The sequence below is a fragment of the Fundicoccus sp. Sow4_D5 genome, assembly GCF_052116365.1.
GTDB lineage: Bacteria > Bacillota > Bacilli > Lactobacillales > Aerococcaceae > Fundicoccus.
In genome coordinates this window covers 45903-70614 of the sequence record NZ_JBQKLF010000011.1, presented here as the reverse complement: position 1 = coordinate 70614, position 24712 = coordinate 45903, and the positions used below count along the sequence as shown (strand labels likewise).

The window sequence follows — 24712 nt, the reverse complement described above, 5'->3', positions numbered from 1 at the left end:
TTTTTAAATCGTATTTTGGAATGGGGGTGATTCTTGGTTTAACTCATTACCGCTGTAAAGATTTTCTTCGCGAGGGTCGCAATTGAGCTATCTGACCAGTAATCGGATAGGACAGTCACAATGTATGGACGTGAACTCTCAACGATGGCAGTCGAGCGGTTATAATACGGCCACCATGCCCCAATTTTCTGGAAGACATTGACCGAAACAGTGTCTAGTTTCGTCTTGTCATAATCCGTCCGGTCTAAAGAGGTCATTGCTTGCTGTTGTGGATGCTCATAAATATAAGCCATTACTTTATTAATTTCTCGAGGTGTCATATTGCGCGTATAACTTGGCGCGCCGTACACTTCTTTGGTAAAGCGGTTAAAGTCTGATTTATCGCGGTAGCCTACATAATGCAGCAACATGTTACTGCCGAGGTTGTCCGAATTGACAATTGTGCGATTAAGAACATCACGTAAGGTATAAGTATTATTCTGATAGTTCTCGTATTGAATGGTGCCACTACCACCCCAAGCATAAGACTCATTATAATCATAAATCTTTGAGGTATACTTCAGCGGTGTATCCCAAGATAGATTGCCCTTCTCAACTTGCTCCAAAGTATAGGCCACTAACACAATCTTCGGTACAGACGCTCCATACATGGCTGTATCCCCATTTAAAGAAGCCGTTCTTAAATCATCTTCGACTAAACTCTCATAGAAGACATGAATCGGTGAGTTCTTATATTGATTCAGCACTGCTTGCACTGCCGCATGCGTCCCAGTTAAGGTACCTTCTGGTAAATTTGGTTCAGTTGGATTAGTCGGCGGCGTCGGTGTCGTTTTAGTTGGGTCTGTCACGATTAAACGATCCCCCGAGTAAATATAATTCGACGTTAGCTTGTTCCATGACTTCAATTGATTGACCGTAATATTGTTTTGGTTAGCAATCAACCATAGGTACTCGCCTGATTTGACCGTGTGATACTTGGCAGCTGGCTGTGTCGGTTCAACGGGTGTCGAAGGTTCTTCTGGCTCGACCGGTTTCTCAGGTTCTGGCGCTGTGGGTGTTGTTACTTTTGTTGGGTCTGTTACAGCTAATTTATCGCCTGAATAAATATAATTGCTTGTTAACTTGTTCCAAGACTTTAATTGATTGACAGTAATCCCGTATTGTGTCGCAATTTTCCATAAATAGTCCCCAGACTTCACCGTATAATAAGTGGGTGTTGGGGTACTTGGTGTTGGCTGACTCGTAGATGGCTTATCAGGTTCTTTAGGTGTTTCAGGTTTACTTTCGACTGGTTTCTCAGGTTGCGTCGGTGTCGTAGTTGTTTTAGACACAATAAAGCGATCTCCCGAGTAAATATAGTTCGAGGTTAGGTTGTTCCAGGTTTTTAATTGCGCTACGGTAATGCCGTGTTGATTGGCGATTTTCCATAGGTAATCTCCTGGACGTACCGTGTAATATGAGTTGCTTGTTTGTGTATTATCCGTTGGTTTAGTTGTGTGAGCGTCACCGGGTTTTGTAGTTGCTGTGCCTGCTGATACCTTCAGTTGATCGCCTGAATAAATATAGTTAGAGGTCAGGTTGTTCCATAGTTTGAGTTGGGTAACCGTAATCCCATAGCGCTCGGCGATTAGATATAAGTATTCACCTGATTTAACGGTATGCGTTTGAGCGGGTGTTTCAGCTGTTGCCGTTAAGGTCTGCACTGTTACGGTATTGATTTCTTGTGTGGCTGCTTCGGCTTCTGGTTGAATTTCTGTTTCGATAAGTGGTTCTGTGATTGGTTGGCTAATAGCGTCTTCTTGGGGTGCTTCCGATTCAAATTTATCTGTGGCTTCTGGTTTTGAGTCGTCTGAAGCTTCAACTGGATTGTTTAGGCTATCTGATAGGGAGTCTGACAGCAAATCAGTTGGTGAGTTTTGGGACATTTCGTCTAGTTCAAGTTCAGCTGGGACATTCTCAGTTGATTGTTCGATTGAGGCTGTTACTTGGCTGTCTTGCTTGAGTGTTGTTTCAATCGTCGCATCATGTTCAGATTCGTTCACCGTTTCTTCAGCATTTACGACTGGTCCGTTTAAAGATAACATCGCAGCTCCAAGGGTAACAACTAGCCAGCTTCCTTTTGATTTACGCATTAGTTTCTTCATTTATAGACTCCTTTGCATTCATTCTATGTATTCGTTTGCATTTTAATTCATTGTAACATTTTTATGGTTGGATATGTTAAGTTTTGGGGATGAGAGGGATTTGTTTATAAGAATGAAGTAATGGGCTTGATTCGTTTAAAATTTGAAAGTGTTTTGTTGCTGAATATTATTGAAAAAGTGGTTAGCTTTAAGTTGCATTGATACGATCAGTAAAAACTAGGTAATAATCATGCATTTTTAGATTCAGAATTATTTTAAGAAGAATTTATTTCTACCTCACGAGGGTGAGGATATATCACCTGCCGCGCAGTTGGCACAAACTGAGCAAACAGTTTATCAAAAAAGACCAGTTCAGTGGCCTAAAAAGGAACCGATTATAACATTCGTTGCGGATGATGGGAATATCGGCGATTGGGATAAACTAAGACCGCTTTCTATAACGTATGATGTACCATTTGTTTCCGCCATAATCACAGGGAAAGACTTAGGTATCAATAAAGATTATGAAAAATTAAGATATTTACAAAATGATTTGAAATGGGAAATAGCATCTCACACCGTCACTCATAGGAATATCGGCGATATATCCGAGTCTGAAAAAGAATACGAACTCAAAACATCCAAAGAAACATTACAGGCAAATGGATTAAACGTCAGAGGACTTGTATATCCTTTCGGTGGGGCTGGGCCGGACGGTCGAAGGATTGCAAGCAAGTATTTTGACTACAGTGTGTCTATAGGGAGTGTCATGGGCCCTAATACAGGGGTCATTCCCTCACACGATATAAAAAGAGTCGCTCTCGGGTCGTGGTTTGACAATGCTGTAGTAGGATTGCCAGCTACAGACAGTCTTGAATATTACAAAGCTAGGGTTGACCAATGTATAGCCGAAACTGGCTGGTTGGTATTTATGTTGCATCCAACCGATGTTTCTCACAACGCTACGCAACAAGCGCATCTCGAGGCGGTCATCCAATATATCAAGAGCAAAAATGTAAAAATAGCAACGTTGTCTGACGGTTATGATGTCTTTGGTAACTTGTGGGAGTCAGGCGAATTTATAAAAAACACAACCAGTATGATGGCGCTATCTGGTCATGCGATGAACAAGTTCGGCGAATCGATGCACAGCAACATCGTTCTTGACAGCGCGCCATCTGGGTCAATTGACAACACCACGCCTTTGACAGCGTTTAAGAAACATGCCTATCAAGTAATTGCTTTCACCGCATCGGGGTCGAGAGGTTTTCCGACCACAGCTGGCTCCTTGTTAACATACTATTGTCTCGAGGACCCCTATCAAAGTTGGCAAATGTGGTATGAATACGGGGGCGGTAGCGCTATGTTTAGACGACGCTGGATGAACGACGAATGGTTCGCTTGGGAGCGTTTCGTCACCGAAAGTTATTACAACGAGAACATGTTCCATAAAACAGCGGCAAGAAACGCTTATACAAATGATTCGCCAATATCTAGTTATCCTAACAATTCGATAACCACCTGCTATATAAACTCAGCTGGCGCATCGGGATTCCCTGGTATAGGCATATTAACAACCTATAACATCGGGGAAAACGGTGTATACAGACAGGAGTTCAGAAAGTACAACTCAAATCAAATTTATTCTCGCTATGTAAATACTTCGGGAGCATGGACAGAATGGGTGAAGATAAGTGCGGTATAGTTCACATTCGAACCATACTGTGCGGATAGTTGTATTAACTTAGTTTTTCTATAAAATCACAAATTTATAACAAATAAAAAAAGGCTAGAAAACTATCTAGCCTTTGTAAGAATGTAGTTAGAATTTTTTGTTTATCATTTCTCCAAAAATAACTCCTGGCCATTCAATATATTTTTGAAAGTATTTTGATGAGATAAAAGTGAGTAACGCGGCTAATGGATAGAGAATAATTAATTTAAAATCAGCAGGTATATCACCTAAAAACCTTGATGCCAACGTTACAAAATAAAAAGTGAAAATGAAATGCAACAAATAACTTGTGAATGAATAGATACCCATTTTAGATAGCACACTAAACTTTGATATATTGGAATTTTGTAAAACGATAAACAAAAACGAAAAGGATAATCCAGCTAGAAAGGGAAATAATGCGATATAATTCTCAAATTCGAACATTATTAGTGCAGCTGATAATGAAAATGCCAAAGTTAACGACATGCTCAGATATTTGTTAATTTTACTAGTCAATCCATTTTTATGTGCAAAAAAAAGTGACATACCCAATAAAAAAACAGGAATTTGATTCACTATGTTATAGTATATAAAACCATTGTTCCTAAAATATACCTCTTTTTTTGTCAGCGTGTAAAGGCTGAATTCTAAAGTTATTGATATAGCTAAAGCTATAAAAGGCAAGCATAAATATAAGTACTTGAATTTTTTATTAGCCCAATTATATGCTAGAAACAAGAAAGGAAAGATAAGATAAAATAAAAATTCTGTTCCTATTGACCATCCACCCGGCACTACGTTATTAGTTGCAGGAAGATATAATCCATGGACGAGAAAGATATTAGCTAGGATATTTAATGGGCTTTTGTTACTATCCCACACAAAGCCATTAAAAAGTGATGTTAGGACAAAATATAGAATAATTCCAAAATAATAACCAGGAGCAACTCGAGAATATCTTCTAAGGTAAAATTTCGCTAATGGCTCATGACTTCGAGTTTCCAAAGAATTACACAGAGTGAAAGCGGAAACTAGAAAAAACATTTGAACGCCTAGTTGGCCAAAACTCGTAAAAGGTTTTAAAAACATGTCACCTTCAATTCGTTGAGATGTGTGCACTAAAATGACTAGCAGGATAGCAATGCCTTTCATTACATCGATTGACATAAATTTTGTTTTTTGTATAACAGGATTATCCATATAGTTAACTCCTTAGTTTATATTTATTTCTATCTACATTACCATACGAACAATTAGAAAAGCAATGGGATGCTAATGGGTATAGTCGACACCTACTGCGCGGTAAATGAAAGCTGTCCTCCCTTCACGGGGGTTAAGGCGTTAGAACCCTACAATTTGTAGGGTCTCTTTTTCTTGATACAACATATTGTGTTTTTCAGAATAACACATAAATGTTTCCCCATCTCATCACAGAAATCCATTAAATTATTAAATTATTAAATTATTAAATTAATTTTAGAGTAAAACTCATTCTATTGTGATGTTATTTAATCATCTTTTTTACTTCTAAACAAAAAAGAATAATTCTCTTTTTCTTCGCTACATGGTATAAAGTCATATTTTGACTTATTCTTAACCATACGCCATTCTGTCAGACGTGTGGCAATATCCCTAGGTCAGGAAGACGTTACTCGAGATGTCACTAAGTCCTACACGAACAATCACCAGCTCCCATTGAAATACAATGAGTACTGGTGATTGCTAGTTGCTATATCGTCCAAATAGCACGTTTATTCAATTGCATCGACGGTCCATAGAATTTCCTTCAATGGTTGTAATATGGCTGGTTCAACATTCAATGTTTCGAATTCTGATAGAATGCCGATTAGTGTGGTCTGATCGTTTAGAATATTAAACAACTGCTCTTTTAATAAGTATTCGATTTGTGCGTCATTTAAATAATCGAACGCTTGTTGCTGTTTAGTCGCGACATAATTTGCTTGAGTGCTTGTTGCTAAATCAATTGTAATTTTCTGATTAATACCTATCGGGTTTAATTGAATGACGGTCGCATTTAATGCTGCATCGAAGGTAATCTTAGCTTCTAGATGTTGATCACCACTCATAACGTTTATCGCATCATTCGGCTTCAAACCATATAAAGTAAACTTCCATTTTCTCTCTTCAGGCAAGACACTCGTATTTCCCTCAGCAGGATAAATTGTAAGTAATTGCTTTTGCTCTTGATACGTTATGTTTGTATAAGCTGACAGTGAGTCCTTAGTTAAATTCGCTTCGTCTTCAATCAATTTAAGTTGCCCATCGGCACCCGTAAAGACCAACACTTCTAAATCTGATGGATTGTCGGTATTGTTATCAAAATTCTCCTCAAATGAAGTTAAAGGAATAATTGCACCTGCCTTAGCAAACAAGCCCATCTTCTCAAGCCCTCTATAAATTTGGACTGAGCGGCCCCCTTCGTAAATTAAGCCTGATTGTAGATCATAAGTTTACAGTTTGTCCATCTTCTTGGAATAATAATTCTCCTTTTTGATAGTTTAATCCTTGATAAATACCTGAGTAAGTTTCACCATTCCAGTTAAAACCAGCTTGTGTCAAAGTGTCGCCATCTTTTTTCGTTATTTTTTTAGCTACTTCTCTAAATAGATCCCAAGTCACTGGGATGTCCTCTTCTGTTAAGCCAGCTTCTGCCCACATTGTTTTATTGTAGTAGATACTCCCTGTATTCATTACATTGTCAATATAATACACATTACCGTCAATAATATGCGGTTCTACTCCATTGAAGTCTGCCTTTAAGTCTTCGATTGCGATATCATAGGGCTTAAGATAATTAATCAATAAGTTGTGTTGTGAATTGTGAATGTTAAAGATCGCTGGTCCATCACTCCCCTGTAATGATAAGGGTAATTTAGTCCAAAAGTCGTCCCATGGATGATTCACAATTTCGATTGTCACATTTGGATGTATTGCCTGATATTCTTCTGCTAATGTGATGACCGGGTCACCAGAATTCCACGTCCAATACTGAATTGCAATTTCTTCTTCATTGTTTACTACTTGGCTTAAGTCATACGTGACCTTATTTCTAATAATCCACTCAGCTTCTTGAGCATTGACCATTGAGACATTTGACAATCCGATTGATAAAGTAGCAAGCATCGCAAAAGCATTTGTAACCATTTTTTTCTTCATTTGATGACTCTTTTTCATTTAGGTTAACGCTTTTATATTTGAAAAAAATTCGCTTCTTACGAGTGGCTTGAATGATGCTTTAGCCCGGCTCTAGGAAAGTATTTCTACACCACGATAAATACCGAACGCTCCTAACGCCCACCAGACAGTGTCACCTGATAATTGAGGCTGTAATTTCTCACTATCAGGCCAACAGTCATTTAAGTGTGAGACTATATTTTCGCTTAACAAAAAAAAGAAGAGGATTGCTCCCCTTCTTCAGCACATGTTATAAGGTAGTATTTTGGCTAATTGAAAGACTAGCCCCGGCATGCCGTTATAAAACGTTCAGTATCTCTTCTGTATTAACGACGTTACAGTAGGTATTGTTCAGAATGGTCAGCTCATTATCTCTTAATTCAAACGTACCGGCCATCGTGGTATCTTCAACTGTCCAGACTCTAAAGTTATGGTCCGATAAGCCTCTAACGGTACTTGAGACACATTGATCTGTTACTAAACCTGTTGTAATCACATCGTTTATGCCCAAGTTATTCAGCAATAGCACCAAGGAACTATCTACCGCAGAGTGTGATGTCTTCTTAATCACTACCTCATTTTTCTGTGGTGTGAGTGGTGTAACAATTTTACTTTCATAAGTAACAGGGGCGATGACGATATTGTTAAATTCAGGCCGTCGATGGGACATTGAACGCTCTCTACCATCATCAAAACTTGATTCAATGATCGCATGAATCACAAGCATATCATGTTCTCTGGCAAATTTTAATAAACGTTCGTTATTTTGGACAACAGTTTCATGAATATAGGCATACATTTCTTCCCATTCTTAAGCTTCTTTTTCTGTCTCAAAATCTGGGCGATCAACAAAATAATTTTGTAAATCAATCAGAATTAATGCAGTCTTAGATGGATCAAACTTTATCTCCTCAGTAATCGGAACATTACGGTAATAAAATGAACAGCATCTCTCGTTTACCTTCATTCTCAATCATCTCCTTTGTTTAAAACTTAGCACAAAATGATTGCTAAATAAAACGATATGACCCTGGATTTGAAATCGTTTACTTCCCCTAAATGATTCGACTTTTGACTCCCCCACATTTCTATCTTTGCTTGTTCACCCACCCAGTGATTTTGAACCGTTAACGATTACTGTCAATCAAGGAGTTGTCTTGGCAAACTAAACAAAATTATTGTAGGCTTGTGGGCCATCAGATTACCTTCACAAGCAAAGACTCATCAAAAAAAGAAGAGGATTCCTCCCCTTCTTCGCCACATGTTATAAGGTAGTATTTTGCCTTATTGAAAGACTAGCACTGGCATGCCGTTATAGGCGTATGCGTAGACTTGAGCCATGATATCAGGCGGTGTGTTGATACAGCCCAGGGAACCGTTGGTCAGGTAAGCGTCGCCCCCGAAAGTCGGCTGCCAGTTGGCATCGTGAATCCCTTGCCCCGTGTAGTCAAAGGCCAGCCAGTAAGTCACCGGCTGCACATAATCAGCACCGGTACGCGGGTTAAAGCCCGTCAATTCCGACGGTGATTCTCCCATCTGTTGTTCCAAAGTTTACCCGTGATAATCGGAACGATACATGTTGCTTACCGACTACTTTCGCATATTAACACCACGACGAAAAAGTCATCCCCAGTAGCGTAGGTAAATTCCAGTTGGACCCTTCTGCAACACCGACAATGCCTTTGGTGGGTGTCGTTGAAAAATGATGTTGCTTGATGATTGTAGTTTAAGTTACTGGATGAACTTCGTCTAGCTAGAAGAACTATGATACCTTTTGCGATAAGTAGTATATTCTGATTCCCTTTCGCACTCTTCCTAAGTAAAAAAACACAACATATATGCCGACAACCACAAAAACAACACAACATATTGTGTTTATACACTTGCATTTTTATTTTAATCTGTTATCATAGCTGTACGCAAAGAGTACGAACAAACTTTCGTTATCTTTCTCATAATATCACTAGCTATAATACTGCAGATTAAGTTAGTAATGATAACAGTGTTAAATAATAGTACTATTCGCAAATTAACTCTTAACAATTTCAACACTACTTTAGTTTTATACCAATAATTTGAAACGGAGAACATAATGAAGCTAATTAATAATGATGTAATCAATGAAGTCTTAGCAAATATTGAATTAACCACTACTCAGCGAAAAAGAGCAGAAGAATTATATACTAACCTTTGCATGGCTATCTCAGAAAAAATGAATTATGAAATAGATTTTTATCCTCAGGGTTCTTTTGCGACTAGAACTGCAGTTAGGCCCTTTAAAAATGGTAAAGATAAAGCGTATGATGTGGATGTTATATGTGTCGTTCAAGATCTAGATAGAAGTATCTCAGAAAAAGAACTAATGGATTTATTTGAAGAGGCTATCTCTAGTGCGGGTTACAAGAATTACGTTCGTTGGGACAAATGCTTCACCGCTATCTACGCGACTGTAGATAATGTCGAATTTTCAATTGATCTAATTCCGGCTATTCCAGAATCACATGATGTTTTAAAGTTATTACACCGTATCACTGAGTTTCCAGAATTAGTTAATACCTCAATTTCAATACCAGAGGTTTCTGAACGTAAACACCGATGGATTTCAAATAATGCTAAAGGTTATTCTGAGTGGTTTTATAGACAGACTTTAGTTTTTGAAAAGAGGTATAGAGATTTTTCCGCTATTTATTCATCATCAATTGAAAGTCTTCCTACTGATTTACCGACAAATATTCTAAGGAATGTTATTAAGATTCTAAAACGTTTACGTGATGTTTATTTTTATAGAGCAAAATCAGCTAACTCTCCAAAATCCATTGTCATCACAACTCTTGTCGCGAAGTTAGCTACTAGAGTAAACTTTGTCCAAACTGAAATGGAATTACTTAACATTGTTGTGAATGAATTATCAGAACTAGAGAGTGTCTTCAAATATAAAACGATTGATAACAGTACAAATACTAACTACTTTATCAATCAAATTATTACTTACACGAACAATGAATGGGAATTAAAAAACCCCGCAAATGGGCTAGATAATATTCTGAGTTCATGGAATGAAGATCAAAATTCAGCTGCTGATTTTTTTAAATGGGTTAATGATTTGAAAGGTATTATACACTCTTTATCAAGTTCAGAAGGCACCTCTCAAGATAAGAGAAATATATTGGATAATTCTCTTAGCCTCTCTTCTGTTCAGAAATCAGATTTCGTAGTAAATTCCAATAAAGCTGCACCTTGGAGACTACCATGATTTTCACGAAAGAATCTCTCGTCTCAGCACTAAAAAAAATTGATGGGCTCCAACTATTAGATTTTATAGAAAAATCTGAGTTCTCTATTATTAATGTTTATTTTAAAGGTAATAGTTCTATTGACGACGTTATTTTCCCTCTAGATTATTTTGTACGAATTATTTTCCCTCATAATTATCCTAATACTTTACCTACTTGCTATGAATTCAAACAAAAAAAAATTATAGGATATCATCATTTAAACCCTGATGAACTGAGTTCATTTTGCTTAGGAACACCCATGGATATATATCAAAGATTATCTCCATCATATAATATGACTGATTATATTCAATTAATTGCTGAATACCTTACAGTATATTCCTACTATGAAAGGTATAATACTATGCCTGTAACTGAAAGAAATCATGGCTCCCTGGGCATCCTTGAAGGTTATAGAACACTCTTTAATACTACGGATACACTAGTTATATTAAAGTTATTGCGCATAGTTCCTGTTTCAAACAAGCACAAGAATATTTATTGCCCTTGTGGTTCCAACTTAAAATTTAAACACTGTCATTTTAATAGCCTTAAAAAAATTTCTAGATATCCTCTTTTAAAGAAGCAAGCACATAGAGATTTTAAAACTTTTATACAGAAAGGATATAAATATGAATAACATTTTAAAAAAACAAAATAGTAAGGTCGTATTAAGTTGCCAAGCTGCAGCGCGACATCACTATAATCGTGCTGATAACTTGGCAATTTCTTTTTGGTCCCTCAATATTATAATTGTTATCTTTAAATTATATTTTCCATCATCTATTTTTTTAAATTTTTTTTTACTAGTTAATTTTCTTTATTCTTTTTTTATCGATAAAAAAATTGCTTATCATACAAACATTGGTGCCAGCCTAAAAAATGAAGTTGATAACTTTGTATTTGACTGGTCAGACAAAATTAGTGAGCATTTAATTATTGAAGCGAGAAATGTGCAAGCTAAAAAAAGAAAATGGTTTGAAAATCAAATCTCACATGATGGAGGACTGAATTCTAAAGGTGTTCGAGACTGGTATGATGGTGTTAATAAAGAAGATAATCAATTTAATAGTATAAAAAAAGCAATGCGTACAAATATTGACTATGACAGTGAAATAAATAAAACTCTGTTAATTATACTTATTCTTTTTTATATTATTTTTTTTATTCAATTTCTTCACTTATCTGTTCTGAATTTTATTTTATTATTAATCCTTGTAATGTTCCCTTTTTTGAAACAAACATACAAAATAATAACTAATGTATATAAAATTATTAAAGATAATAAAATTATAAAAAAACGTCTTAATTTTGCAGAAGATATGGAGGATTTGTTTCAAATCCAACCATATATTCACGCCAAAAGACAAATTCCATATACCTCTCCTTTCTTTTTATATAATTTGCTTAGAAAAAAACTATTCAAAGCTTTTTTAATAATCTTTAATTAAGCCAACCACTACTACCTTGATATTGATTTTTTCATTTGTTGTATACAATTAGTATAGTATTTGGTACTATTCTAAAGCTCAAAATCACGTTATTATTTGCTTCGATATTGAATAATTCCACTTGGTAAAGCTAAAGATGGTATGTACCTTTCCTCTCTTCTCTGATTAGCTCACCTTGTGCACTTACCGAAGCGGTACAAATGGCAATCGGTGTAGTTGCTCTGAATGTGAGTATAGCGATCTAGCTTGATCCTAGCCTTAGACTTTAAAAGTGACCACCGGCTTGTCAAGAGTGCTGGATGAACTCACCGATACCACCCAATACAAAAAAACTCGAGGCCATTTGTTGATGATAGTCTCGAGTCTTTTTTATTCATATGTTTGTTTAGTTAAAGTTCAAAATATTTGCTGGAATTGGGGTGGATCTTTAATCGATGACACGCTTTGAATGTTCAATAGGGGTGGAAATCAAGAAGTTCGCTGGAACTTTTACCGCCCAGTAACCACAGCCATTGACATTTACGTAATATGCGTATTACAAAGACCTTTGTTATATGAACTCGTTGGTTGGCTAGTCATCAGACGAGACACTTTCAACTCATAGGCTGCTTTTATATTTGGCTTCGTCCTTATTGTAGATAGCTGACGAGTGACCCTTCCCGATTAGAGTTAAGTCGCAACTGGCAATATTAAGGGCTTCTTCAAAGCTATCGTAAGGTAGTACTGACATAATTGATGAAGAAATCTCGTAAAAAAGGCGCATCCGTACTATATATGCCATTTTAACAGCTAAAATAGCTTACCTTAAGAAGATTCAATTCAAAAAAGCAGCGATTATTTTTATCTTGTCCTACTCATAATTTTGAGAAAATAAAAAAAGCAAAGGACTCGTCCTCTGCTTCAGAGTAGCTTCCGCAGACTGCTAACCTCAATTTGTATCTTCATTATATGTGCTTTATAAAATGTTGTCAATAAACGCTTCTGGCAATGTTAAGTTATTATTAGTATTGGTATTAAATATTGAATTAAACGCGCTATTAAGATCTCTCCCCTTCTTCAGCACATGTTATATAGTCGTATTTTGCCTTATTGAAAGACTAGCACTGGCATGCCATTATAAGCGTAGTTAAAAACTTGTGCCATAATCTCAGGCGGCGTGTTAATACAGCCCAGAGAACCGTTGGTTAGGTAGGCGTCACCGCCGAAAGTTGGTTGCCAATTCGCATCATGGACCCCTTGACCAGTATAATCAAACGCAATCCAGTAATCGACCGGCTGAACATATTCTTTCTCAGTCCGTGGATTATAGCCTGTTAGCTGTGAAGGGGTTTCCATGTTCCAAACAGCATAAGCACCAGGAACTGTATTAGTTCCAATCTGACCGGTCACAATCGGCGTCGAAATGACCGCCACCCCGTCAATATACACGTACATCATTTGATAGGTCATATCGACTTCAATGTAGCTACTACCAATATCATCCAGTGAGCCATTATAACCGATGCCGACAATAGCTGGCTCTCTCGTCACCGATTCACCCGCTTCTAAATCATCCAGAATAGCCTGTGTTTCCACCTCACGGTCAATCGACCAACCTAGTGTGCCAGGTTCTAATTGTATTTCTCCCTGCAGCGTACTGTTGAAGTAACGATAGTCATCATAGGTCGCATAAGCATCATTCAGCGTGCCAAGATAGTCGTAGATCATCTCTTCGTCGAAAGAGTAAGCGCCGTCCTCATCCAAAAGCAACCAACTATAAATCATTTCCGGTGTGATTACTTCTTCGTAACCTGCAAGGGTGAGGGTAATTTCCATTGAAGTTAACGCTTGAATCTGTTCTAGCTCTGAGACAAGCGTTGGATCGTCGGCTGTGATTGTCGGTTGAAGGTACGCTCGACTGACATCGACTGTGTCTTGTTGGACCATCGCTTCGATGATTTGCTTTTTCAAGCTGGATATATCGACTTGCGTTCCTGTTTGGGCTGCTTCAATTAAATAACCTTGCGATTCTGAATAGCGAAGTTTCGCATCCTCTGGCAGGCTTCTAGGTCCATTGGCTTGGTTATTGGCCTCTAGGACTGCTTGAAGGCGGGCGTCATCAAGGCTAATTAAAGCTTGAAGGTCGTCGTCAACCGGTGTATCCGTTAGCGCACCTAAGAGCCAGTTCTGCTTATGCTGCTGAGACATTAATAAGGCCAATGCTTCTTCCGCTTGAATGGCCAGCCCTAAATCATTTGGAGTCAGCGCCTCCCACTGTCTATCAGCTTCATTAAAATTGATGACCTGTTGCGAGAAACTCTCTATGATTTTATCATTAGCCTCCGCTTGAGTTAAGCGACTAATATCTACCGAGGCAAATTCGGTATTATAATAATAACGCTCCGCATAATACTGCTTGCCAAGCAGGCCCACTGTTAAACCTAACACTACTAGCGCAACACATCCACCTATTATTTTCTTCATCATTTTATACGACCTCTCCTGATTTATTTGAGCCGGATTAGCGTCAGCCGTTCACTTTTTCCAATTTGTTCTAGAGTACTTCGTCTGAAACAAATGAGTTGCAACGAACTGCTTTACTTGTGTGCTTTTTCCGTTACAAGCCATTTATTTAAATGGTATTAATTTCATATATTTATAGAATCATTTTACATGATTACTCTATAGAAACAATTGTAGTCAACAATTTCACTTGTAAATTTCATAGAAAATTCAAAGTTCTGTTTGAGTATTTAGCCAGAACTGTTGTTCTGGGGGATTTTGGAGCGGTTTTTTCTTTGGTGAAGTGCTTATCTCTATAAAGGCTAGTGACATTAGAAGCTTTCATCCGCTCGCGTTTTCATGACTCTCAATTAGCTGGATGTCGTAATAGACCACTTGGATGACTTTAGCGACACTTGCTTGTCTTTATTATGGCTTTTCTTCCTATCTATTTGCCATTATGACAACACTTGATATCGCTACAGGTAAGCACAAATCAATGGTTTAATCTTTATAAATTAACACCTTTTATATACTTTTTATTCACCGTTTAATAGACAGTTCATATTTGGAAACAGTGGAGGAAGCTACTAACATCTCGCAATCGTGCTAAATTCTCCATCATTCTTTCCAATTTAAGGACGAAGCACTATAATCAAAGAGTATTGCTATATAATCTAAGGAGGCGCTATTAATGAATCCATTTGACATGACTGAAGAATTCCATCGGACGTTTGACCCGACAATCCCTGACGAACCGACTGCCTTTAACCAGAAGAAAACGATAGACCGGGCTTCATTTAAGATTGAAGAAATTGTTGAGTTTATTTACAGCATCAGCGAGAATAATCCTGACACATTCGAAGCAGCTGTCAATAGCTTGCACACCACCATTGACAAGGCCAAGGATAAAATCCTAACACAAAATCGTCCAGTCACCGATCCTTTAGTGGAACAAGTCGATGCCCTGAGCGACTTACTGTACTTTACGTATGGTTCCTTCTCATTACTTGGTGTCAATCCTCAACCAATAATGGAAGTTATCCACCAAGCGAATATGGGAAAGCTATTCCCGGATGGAGAACCTCATTATGATCCGGTCACTCATAAAGTACTCAAGCCTGATCATTGGGAGCGTGACTATGCACCCGAGGAGAAAATTAAGCAAGAGATTCAACGGCAAAGAAGAGAAGGGAAATTTAATTAGATCCGCTTGTTCATCCGTGCTTTAAGTTAAATTCGTGGTTTGATTCTAATAAAACCCGTCCCATTCATTCAAGCAAATGACGCTTGTTTAGGACTGCTTCTTTCAATTGTACGTTAACCTCCGCACTTTTGTAGTGACTGATAGATTTTAACTTTTTGTCCCAATCACGCAAGGTGGATTCTATAATAAAGTTAGCCCGCTCAAACTGAAGTCAAAAAAAAAAAAACGCCACGTGAATTTCATCTTATATTGACGTTATGACAACTCTCAATAGACAAGGATGAATTCACATGACGCAAGAACAATCTCACGAAAAGGAAGACACTTATCTTATCAAGAACGTTACCAAATAGCGATGCTTAACTAAGAAAGCTAGTCACACCGACACATCGTTCAAGTCATGAACCGCCCGCCTGTCTACAATTTACAACAACAAACCCCTGTAGAAGACACGCATTCGTGTTCCTTCCACAGAGGCTTCTTGTGTTAGATAATCCTTATATGTTGCTTTTAATCCAATCGACTCTTCCTAAGGAAAGTGAAGAGGACTTATTCTTGGACAAACTCTGCAGCCATTTGACCGGCTTGACGACCGAAGATGATAATATCCGCTACTGCGTTTCCACCAATACGGTTCTTCCCGTGTAGGCCACCTGTCGCTTCGCCAGAAGCATATAGTCCAGGGATCACTTCGCCGGCTTCATTCAAGATTTCAGCATTAGTATTAATTTTCAACCCGCCCATCGTATGGTGCACGCCTGGGGCTATCTTGATTGCATAGAAAGGAGCTTGTTCTAAACCAATCGCCATACCGGTCGTACGACCGAAGGCTTCATCACTTTGATTTGTGACACTTTCATTCCACTGACTCAGTGTTGCTTGTAAGGCGTCTGCGGGCATACTAGTTAGTTCAGCTAGTTCTTCGATGGTCTCGCCTTTAACGACTAAGCCCATTGACTCATATTGATTCAAAGCTTTGACACGTTCTTTCAAGGCTTCGTCCACAACGACATACGCATATTGCTCAGGCAAGGCGATAATCGCTGCCGATACATTATCGCGTGTATCGAGTTCGTTAAAGAAACGTTCACCACTTTGATTTACCAAAATCCCGCCTTCACCACGAACGGCTTCGGTAATTAGGTAGGATGTTTCTTGTTCGACTGTCGGATGAATTTGAATTTCTTTCATATCGACAACGGCAGCACCTAATAGCTGCGCCATCGCGATTCCACTACCAGTTGCGCCGTCATGGTTCGTTGTCACAAAGCCTTCTAAGTCAGGGTTATATTCGACCACCATGTCGAAATTAGCACCAAACCCACCTGTTGCTACAATCACGGCTTTAGCTTCAACTTCCACGGTTTCACCATTGATTTCAACTGATACACCGGAAGCTGCGCCTTCTGTTTGCAGAATCTCTAGAACATTTGCATTAACAAACAGAGGGATTTCATGATCAAAAACATTCTTTAATAAGCCATCAACCAAATATTGTCCGACAGCAGAGCCGTCTGCAGGACGGTGGGTTCTTTCAACACTCATGCCCCCGGTTGTGGTTAAATTACTCAGGCTAATTCCCATTGAATCGAGCCAATCAATCGCTGGTGCAGAGTGATCAACGAAAAAGCGTAACAACTCTTGGTCATTTGTTTCTTTACCACCCGCTAAGGTTTCTTCGAAGAATAAGTCATTTGAATCTTCAATGCCCTCTGCTTCTTGAAACTTCGTTCCAGACGCATTCATACCTGCTGACGATTTCATCGTGTTCCCACCAGCAATCGGCATCTTTTCAAAAATGACCACGTTGGCTCCGGCTTCTTTGGCTGAGATGGCAGCGGCCATACCACCCCCACCCGCTCCAATCACGATCACATCATAAGATGTTTCTAAACTGGCCGGATCAGTATAGTCATGCATCGCTTCACTTGCTCCAGTCGTTGCATCCGTTTCTGTCTGTGCCAGCACACGAGTGAGCGCCCCTGCCGCATTTACAACCATCCCTACTAACAACACTAACGATAAGTACAACTTAGATCTTTTCTTCATTTTTACACACTCCCAATCATTTTTACTCCCTATTGCTTAATCAAAAACCGTATAGTACGCGTAAATAAATTCTCTCAGCGACAAACACTCTGACACATCGCCAGGAGGCTTCTGCAAAGACTTGCCTGATTGCGCCACTGATTGTTCATTTATTCACTTTACTAGAGAAAACACTCTCTTATTTCGTCGACAATCGACTCACTATTTGTATTAATTCATCGCAAGGTGTCTTGACAGATATAGTGTAACCTAGATTAGCGGGGGCTTCAAGTCTAAAAGCACTAAAAAAAACACCGCCAGTTTTTTGCTTGACTATCCCCTCACAATCTATTGCTTCGTACCCATGCCACTTAATCGTTCTTGTCAGCGATGCTTTACTGGAGAAAGCGCTAAGTTCATCCATGCTTCTAATGACTTTTAGCTCAATTAAGCTAACTTTTTTTAGTTGGTTGATTTTCTTGCTGAGCAAACTTGTTATAGCTCACCACAAACAAAGAACACAACCCTTGAGTTTGACTCAGTCAGCTGCGCTCGTTATGTATCTGCTACAGTCAAGGTAATGGCTCGAGAAAGGTATTCACTTTCCTCTCCTAAGCATTAATCAGCTTTGCAGCATTTAAGGTAAGGTGTGCAACTTCCTTGTCAAAGTCGACTTCTTATAGGACAGCATGCAAGCGATTATCGCTTAAGAAACTCTCTTAAAAAAATATCCTCTTCGGTAGCTTACGCCTAATCATTGACAAAGCCAAAGACTAAACACTCACCCAGTAACGACCTGTTAAGCTCCTTTAGTCCAATAAGGTGACGCACTCATCGATTGACTGTAGGTCACTTACGATTCTTTTTTCTCTATTAAGCCTTTATCTTGAGCCAATCTGAGTAAATTATTCCCAAAGGGGCAAGTACATTATGACCCCTTACTTCCAAAATACTGAATCCTGATAATTGGGAACGTGTGTTTGCACCGGGAGAGAAACTCAACAGTGAAATCGACCGTCAAAGAGCAGATGGCAAATTTTCATAAAATTTACTATTCCCCTTGACCACGAAGGCTTTATGGTTAGTATGTTATGAGTATTTTAAGCAGTGACGCATCATAAGTCCATTAATTTCTGTGCTTTCTTCTTCTAACTTTTCACGACCTTCGCGTTTTGAGCGACGGTTATTTGCGTTTAAATAGATCATGAATGCCAAAAAAAGTCGCCTGTCACGATGTTTAATAAGCGCGACAGCGAAAAAATAAGCCTTTCTCGTGAGTATTTCACGAGAAAGGCTTATTATCATCTACTTCTACCAACTTGCTTACGAGGATATTCAGGGCATTCAATTTCTAAAACTATCCTCATTGTGATTCTTGGCTAACCACTAATATCCTGACTATGCGAATGGGTTAGTCGCGTGATGCCTATTCCTTCAAAGAAAAGCTTGACAGACTATCCTTTAGGGTAGAGCTGTGTCAAATTTCTCTTCATTCTTTCATAAAGACACAAGCCATTGGCCCCTCTACAATGCGCTAGTATGCTTGATACCTGCCCTACTTGACACTCATTTATTTAGGATGACATCAACCGCCAGTCAGACGCCTGACTTTGGATGGTGTATTTAATAAAAATCCATTGACTATTCAGTCTAGAATCGCTTATTTGAGTCCTTTTTTGCCGATAAATGGCACAAATAGCGCTGTTTGGTCAGCATAATCTTTAAAATCAGCTCGCTCTTTGTATTTCTTTTCTAGTAGGGGCACGCCGGATACAAATAATAGCAGTAAAGTAATCACGATTGGCCCAATAATTCCCCAAGCATTTCGTCCTTCATTCAATGTGACAAGGAAAATCCCCCACCAAAGACAGGCTTCACCAAAATAATTTGGATGCCGTGTGGTTGACCATAGACCCGTTGTCAGTAATTTACCTTTGTTTTGAGGATTCTTCTTAAATTGAGCGAGTTGATAATCACCGACGACTTCATAAGCAAAGCCAAGCAACCAAAAAGCAATTCCTACACCGTTCCACCAGTAAAACTGGTTTGATGTTCCCGTCATGACAAAGAGAATCGGCATCGATACAATCATCAGTAAGACACCTTGTAAAACAAAGACGTTTAGAAAAGCCTTTAATCTTGGAAAGTCTGTCCCCCAGCGTTTACGCATATTAACATAGCGAAAATCTTCGCCTTTGCCTATATTACGTTTCGCTAAATGCAAGGCCAGACGCATTCCCCAAATACTCACGAGCAAGACAGTCCATTGGCTCACCCGTGTCACTTCCGGCATGACTAGATAGCCCGTCACGGCAACAATCACAAAACCGAAGCCCCAAGCGATATCGACAATCGAGTTGTCCTGTAGATATTGAGCTAAAACAAATAATCCGATGAAATAAATACTCACGACACTCGCTATGATACCTATAATCATTTGAACATCACTCCTTCTTTAAATTCGAATCCAATGGCCACGGATCCGTCACCAGCACTGAGTGCCACGGCGGTCGAAATCGGCATCACGAACGAGGGCTTGAAGCCTAATTTAGTCGTTAATTCTGCCTGCCATTGTTCCGCGCGATCGGACGAACCCGCATAGACAATCGCATAATTGAGTAGCAGATTCTGCTTGTGATAGGCCTTTATTTTCTTCAGCATCTTGCGCTCATTGCCAGCTTGGCTAAAGGAAAAATTACTTAACTTCCCTTGCCCTTGCTCCAAGCTCACTAAAGGTTTTAATTGGAGCTTTTGTGCCATGCGTCCAATCGCTTGTGGCACTCGCCCCGATTGAATCATTGGTTCCAAATCATCAACACTGACTAGGATACCCACTTGCTCAGACAGATTATCGACTTTCTGACTAATGGTCTCAAAGGATAGCCCTTCTTGAATCCATTGGTTCACACGCATGACCATCAGCCCTTGAGCTGCGGAATTCTGACGAGAATCGATCACTTTAACACGGTCGCTCGGTAATATTTTTTCTGCGAGTCGTTTTACACTTTGGTAAGTGCCACTTAATTCTTTAGAGACGGTCACCACCACGACCTGGTCATAGTGACTGTCTAAAAAGTTAAATAAGGTTTCAGTTTGATGCAGACTGGGTTGAGATGAGGAGCCTCTTTCACCCAATTCCTGCTGTAAGGTGAAAAACTGCTTGTTTTGAATCGTTAAACGGTCCAAATAGCTACCCTCGCCGATTGAAATCATTGTCGGCAACACATGAATTTGCTGGCTCAATAAATAGTCTGCTGGAATATCCGCAATCGAATCCGTCACCAAGGCAATCTTAGCCTTCGGGGAATTTCTGAAATGATATTGCAATAACATATCATCGGCCTTTTGTTGAATCGGTTGACCATAAGAAGACAAAATGTCTAACACTTTGGAAGGCTGATTGGAATGAATATGCACCCGCGCCTTGCCCCGACTCACCACCACCACCATCGAATCCCCTAGTGAAGATAAGGCACTTTGAATGACTTCTTTACTGACCTTGACTTGATCCAATAACACTTCCGTGCAGTAGCGCTGTTGAGGTGCTTCGCTCACTAGCTGACGCTGATGAAACTCACGCGTCATCGAAGGTTCATCACTTACGATTAACTCGGGGATTTCCTGACGGTTAAAGCTTTGGGTAAACCCTCTAATAAACAGATAAAAGCCTTTAGCCCCAGAATCAACCACTTGATTTTTACGTAATATCTGTAACTGTTCCGTTGTTTTATCTAAGGCGTCTTTAGCCACTTCTAAGGCCTTTGCCAGACGGATTTCTAATGGTGTCTCAGCCTGTTGGCTTTCAAGCGCCTCACCCCACAAGCGAATTACCGTGATCATCGTGCCTTCGACAGGCTTTTCGATGGCTTGATAGGCATCCTTAATCGCAAGTTTAGCGCTTTTAGCAAAGTTTTGAACAATGTCACTCTCAGATTCTTTCATTAAATTCACATACAGCCCATTAAAATACTGAGCCAATATGATACCAGAGTTGCCACGCGCCCCAATTAAAGAAGCGTCTGCCACTCGCTCAAAAAATGCCAAAGTTGACGGCAACTGCTCTCCCGTTTGTTCCACGATCGTTTGCATCAAGGAAGCCAAGTTGCTCCCCGTATCCCCATCAGACACTGGAAACACATTAATCGCATTGAGCTCTTTTTTGTGAGCAATCACTTGCTCGGCACCTACTTGAAAAGCCATCTTAAAACGCTGATATTCCTGATGATTAAGTCCTTGATCCAAACTACTTACCCCCAATTAAAATACGTCGCTGTTACCACCGTTAGCCATGAAACAGCTGCCGTCACACTGGTCCCCCAGACTAAATCGACGACTGTCACAATGACTGGCCAATCCTTCAGTGTCGCTAAATTGGTTAAGTCATACGTGGCATAACACAGAAAACCCAAAAAGGCGCCGGCTAAAGCAGCATACATCGCACTATCCTTCAATAGTGCTGGATTGACAACAAAAAAGATCATGCCAACGACATATATCAGATAGAATACGACCGCTGGCATTAACCGAGCTTGGCCCATCAGTTCCCCTAGATGTTTCTGATAAAAGCTTTTCGAAATGACTAATAGCCACAACATATCAAAAATTAAAAAATAACCAGCAGCCGTTAGAAAAAGTTTTAAATAGCGTTCCATTTACTTCACTCCTCACATTAACATTTATCACTTGATAAGTATTTTAACATATTTGTGAACGTATGTATATTTTGACGCCCTTGATAGGATCTATTAATCCGTTTTAAAGCTGACTGTCACAATGCCCCACATTGATTCATTTACAAAGCACACCTCATGGCGGTGTAGCCGCAATTCCATGAATATCATAGTATACAAGTTGATAGAAGCAGATGATATCAGCCTTTCTCGTGAAATACTCACGAGACGAGCTTGTTTTTCGCTGTCGGGTCTACTGTAATGATAAGATACATGAAAAGAGGTGACAGGATGAAAGCAAGACAATTAGTAGACTGGCCTAACAAACACATCACATATAAAAACGAAGCTAATGGCAACAACTATGTGTCTTCTACCCTTCGAAGCTACCTCAATGCCTAAGAGAACCTAATATCCGGCGAAAAAAGCATTGGTAAATTAGATGAAGCCACCGGTCAGCGGATGGCGAATAAAATTTCTTTGAGCTGTTTCAAAGCGAACACAAAGACCAACCGGAAACGTTTCAATCAGCGGGATACTCTGAAGGCGTTAGTCGCTTAGCTGACAATCCCCCCGCGTATGCGGGGAGTACAAAATTTTCCACTAATGCATTTAAGCTATCTTGGGATTACCCCCGCCCATGCGGGAACAACACTAAAAATCCTTTATATAGCCTCATTTGTTCATTAATATAGCCGTAAAATCATTCACCTCTAAATGAATGCGCTTTCCTACATATTGGTTTATCACATCTTTTAGTTATTTAGTTGGTAATAGTCTTATACTTCAAAATTTTTTATGCTTGTTCAATCCAAAAATCCTCCACCCATTTCTAGGTGGAGGTTAATTAATCATGTTCTGTCTAAATGTCTTACATCATGCCGCCCATGCCACCCATGCCGGCTGCGCCTGCTGATGGATCTTCTGGAACTGGAATTTCTGCGACGACTGCTTCAGTTGTTAATAATAATGCTGCTACTGAAGCGGCGTTTTGTAAGGCTGAACGAGTGACTTTTGTTGGGTCAACGATTCCAGCGTCGATTAGGTTCTCGAATACATCTGTCATAGCGTTGTAGCCGATGCCTTTTTCAGAACGTTTGACTTCGTTCACGACCACTGCGCCTTCTTTACCGGCGTTGATTGCGATTTGACGTAATGGTTCTTCAAGGGCGCGAGTAACGATGCGAACCCCTGTTGCTTCGTCATCAGTACTTGTTTCAGTTTCAGCAACGGCTGCTTGTACTTCGATTAAAGCAGATCCACCACCAGAGACGATCCCTTCTTCAACTGCTGCACGCGTTGCGTTTAAAGCATCTTCGATACGTAATTTACGTTCTTTCTGCTCAGTTTCAGTAGCTGCTCCAACTTTAACGACAGCCACACCGCCTGATAATTTAGCTAAGCGTTCTTGTAGTTTTTCACGGTCAAAGCTAGAGGTTGTTTCTTCAGCTTGCGCACGGATAATTGCGACACGGTCTGCGATAGCTTTCTTTTCACCAGCACCTTCAACAATCGTTGTATTGTCTTTAGTTACTGTTACTTTACCTGCATTGCCTAAGTGTTCAACTGTTGCGTCTTTTAATTCAAAGCCTAGTTCTTCAGAGACAACCGTTGCACCTGTTAGAATCGCGATATCTTCTAGCATCGCTTTACGACGGTCACCGAAACCTGGTGCTTTAACAGCCACAACATTTAACGTACCGCGTAGTTTATTTAAGACAAGAGTTGGTAATGCTTCACCTTCAATGTCTTCAGCAATAATTAATAGTGGACGGCCTGATTGCATGATGTTTTCTAATAAAGGTAACACATCTTGGATGTTGACGATTTTACGGTCTGTAATCAAGATTAACGGATTATCTAAATCAGCTACCATTTTTTCATTATCAGTTACCATGTACTGTGATAAGTAACCACGGTCAAATTGCATTCCTTCTACCACTGAAAGTTCAGTTTCGATGGATTGCGATTCTTCGATGGTAATGACGCCATCTTTCCCCACTTTCTCCATTGCTTCAGCAATCAATTCACCGATTGCTTCGTCACCAGATGAAACAGCGGCTACTTGAGCAATCGATTCTTTAGATGAAACAGGTACAGATAGTGCTTTAAGTGCATCTACTGCTACTTTAGTTGCTTTTTCGATTCCGCGGCGAATGCCAACTGGGTTAGCACCTGACGTCACGTTTTTCATTCCTTCACGCGCAATGGCTTGTGTTAGGACGGTTGCTGTCGTTGTTCCGTCTCCGGCTACGTCGTTTGTTTTAGAGGCAACTTCCATGACTAATTGAGCACCCATGTTTTCAAAACGGTCTTCTAATTCAATCTCACGAGCGATTGTGACACCGTCGTTAGTGATTTGTGGTGAACCGTAAGTTTTGTCTAATACCACGTTACGACCTTTAGGGCCTAATGTCACTTTCACTGTATCCGCTAATATGTCGACACCTTTTAATAAAGCTTCACGTGCGTCTTCTGAGAATTTTAATTCTTTTGCCATATCTTTCGTTCACTCCTTGAAAAAAATTTGGTTTGACTAGCTGTGCTAGTTGTTAATACATTATA

The 24712-nt window shown here is 39.4% G+C and carries 18 protein-coding genes; 5 read left to right on the top strand and 13 right to left on the bottom strand.

Annotated features, from left to right (window positions below):
* Positions 1–38: 38 nt before the first annotated feature.
* Complete coding sequence (locus ACTQ45_RS11565; protein ID WP_441763797.1) at positions 39–2144, bottom strand: LysM peptidoglycan-binding domain-containing protein; 2106 nt, start codon at positions 2142–2144, stop codon at positions 39–41.
* A gap of 310 nt (positions 2145–2454) precedes the next feature.
* Between ACTQ45_RS11565 and ACTQ45_RS11560 the strand changes: the two genes are divergently transcribed.
* Positions 2455–3828 (top strand): polysaccharide deacetylase family protein, encoded by a 1374-nt coding sequence (locus ACTQ45_RS11560; protein ID WP_441763796.1) that lies wholly within the window; start codon positions 2455–2457, stop codon positions 3826–3828.
* Between the two features lie 117 nt (positions 3829–3945).
* Here the strand turns inward: ACTQ45_RS11560 and ACTQ45_RS11555 are convergent, their stop codons facing one another.
* The 6 genes from ACTQ45_RS11555 to ACTQ45_RS11530 all read right to left on the bottom strand — a co-directional run bounded on the left by ACTQ45_RS11555 (position 3946) and on the right by ACTQ45_RS11530 (position 8583).
* On the bottom strand, positions 3946–5040 hold the full coding sequence (locus ACTQ45_RS11555) for an acyltransferase family protein (RefSeq protein ID WP_441763795.1): 1095 nt from the start codon (positions 5038–5040) through the stop codon (positions 3946–3948).
* A 551-nt stretch (positions 5041–5591) separates the two neighbouring features.
* Entirely contained in the window at positions 5592–6239 is a 648-nt protein-coding gene (locus ACTQ45_RS11550) for a DUF5110 domain-containing protein (protein WP_441763794.1), read from the bottom strand.
* Positions 6240–6303: 64 nt separating this feature from the next.
* Positions 6304–7017, bottom strand: coding sequence for an ABC transporter substrate-binding protein (locus ACTQ45_RS11545; protein ID WP_441763793.1), 714 nt, complete (start codon positions 7015–7017; stop codon positions 6304–6306).
* A 316-nt stretch (positions 7018–7333) separates the two neighbouring features.
* On the bottom strand, positions 7334–7834 hold the full coding sequence (locus tag ACTQ45_RS11540; protein WP_441763792.1) for a cysteine hydrolase family protein: 501 nt from the start codon (positions 7832–7834) through the stop codon (positions 7334–7336).
* A gap of 12 nt (positions 7835–7846) precedes the next feature.
* Positions 7847–8002, bottom strand: a complete 156-nt coding sequence (locus ACTQ45_RS11535; RefSeq protein WP_441763791.1) for a hypothetical protein — start codon at positions 8000–8002, stop codon at positions 7847–7849.
* A gap of 317 nt (positions 8003–8319) precedes the next feature.
* Positions 8320–8583, bottom strand: coding sequence for a L,D-transpeptidase (locus ACTQ45_RS11530; protein WP_441763790.1), 264 nt, complete (start codon positions 8581–8583; stop codon positions 8320–8322).
* Positions 8584–9127: 544 nt separating this feature from the next.
* On the opposite strand from ACTQ45_RS11530, the gene ACTQ45_RS11525 reads away from it, so the two are divergent.
* From ACTQ45_RS11525 to ACTQ45_RS11515, 3 genes are read left to right on the top strand one after another with little or no spacing between them, the layout of a single operon-like run.
* On the top strand, positions 9128–10288 hold the full coding sequence (locus ACTQ45_RS11525) for an SMODS domain-containing nucleotidyltransferase (protein WP_441763789.1): 1161 nt from the start codon (positions 9128–9130) through the stop codon (positions 10286–10288).
* Positions 10285–10950: an SEC-C domain-containing protein gene (locus tag ACTQ45_RS11520; protein WP_441763788.1), complete on the top strand. Its 666-nt coding sequence runs from the start codon at positions 10285–10287 to the stop codon at positions 10948–10950. Before ACTQ45_RS11525 ends, ACTQ45_RS11520 begins: the two co-directional genes overlap by 4 nt.
* Entirely contained in the window at positions 10943–11761 is an 819-nt protein-coding gene (locus tag ACTQ45_RS11515) for an S-4TM family putative pore-forming effector (RefSeq protein WP_441763787.1), read from the top strand. Before ACTQ45_RS11520 ends, ACTQ45_RS11515 begins: the two co-directional genes overlap by 8 nt.
* Positions 11762–12847: 1086 nt before the next feature.
* Here ACTQ45_RS11515 and ACTQ45_RS11510 read toward each other — a convergent pair.
* On the bottom strand, positions 12848–14227 hold the full coding sequence (locus ACTQ45_RS11510) for a L,D-transpeptidase family protein (RefSeq protein WP_441763786.1): 1380 nt from the start codon (positions 14225–14227) through the stop codon (positions 12848–12850).
* A 709-nt stretch (positions 14228–14936) separates the two neighbouring features.
* On the opposite strand from ACTQ45_RS11510, the gene ACTQ45_RS11505 reads away from it, so the two are divergent.
* Positions 14937–15449, top strand: coding sequence for an HAD family hydrolase (locus ACTQ45_RS11505; protein WP_441763785.1), 513 nt, complete (start codon positions 14937–14939; stop codon positions 15447–15449).
* Between the two features lie 549 nt (positions 15450–15998).
* Here the strand turns inward: ACTQ45_RS11505 and ACTQ45_RS11500 are convergent.
* The 5 genes from ACTQ45_RS11500 to groL form a co-directional block, all read right to left on the bottom strand.
* Positions 15999–17498, bottom strand: a complete 1500-nt coding sequence (locus ACTQ45_RS11500) for a flavocytochrome c (RefSeq protein WP_441763784.1) — start codon at positions 17496–17498, stop codon at positions 15999–16001.
* A 1639-nt stretch (positions 17499–19137) separates the two neighbouring features.
* Positions 19138–19914, bottom strand: coding sequence for a DUF1295 domain-containing protein (locus tag ACTQ45_RS11495; protein WP_441763783.1), 777 nt, complete (start codon positions 19912–19914; stop codon positions 19138–19140).
* Entirely contained in the window at positions 19911–21719 is a 1809-nt protein-coding gene (locus ACTQ45_RS11490; RefSeq protein WP_441763782.1) for a DAK2 domain-containing protein, read from the bottom strand. The genes ACTQ45_RS11495 and ACTQ45_RS11490 overlap by 4 nt, the downstream gene beginning before the upstream one ends.
* 5 nt (positions 21720–21724) lie before the next feature.
* Positions 21725–22129 (bottom strand): DUF2177 family protein, encoded by a 405-nt coding sequence (locus ACTQ45_RS11485; protein WP_441750892.1) that lies wholly within the window; start codon positions 22127–22129, stop codon positions 21725–21727.
* A gap of 889 nt (positions 22130–23018) precedes the next feature.
* Positions 23019–24647 (bottom strand): chaperonin GroEL, encoded by a 1629-nt coding sequence (gene groL / locus ACTQ45_RS11480; protein ID WP_441750894.1) that lies wholly within the window; start codon positions 24645–24647, stop codon positions 23019–23021.
* Positions 24648–24712: the final 65 nt, after the last annotated feature.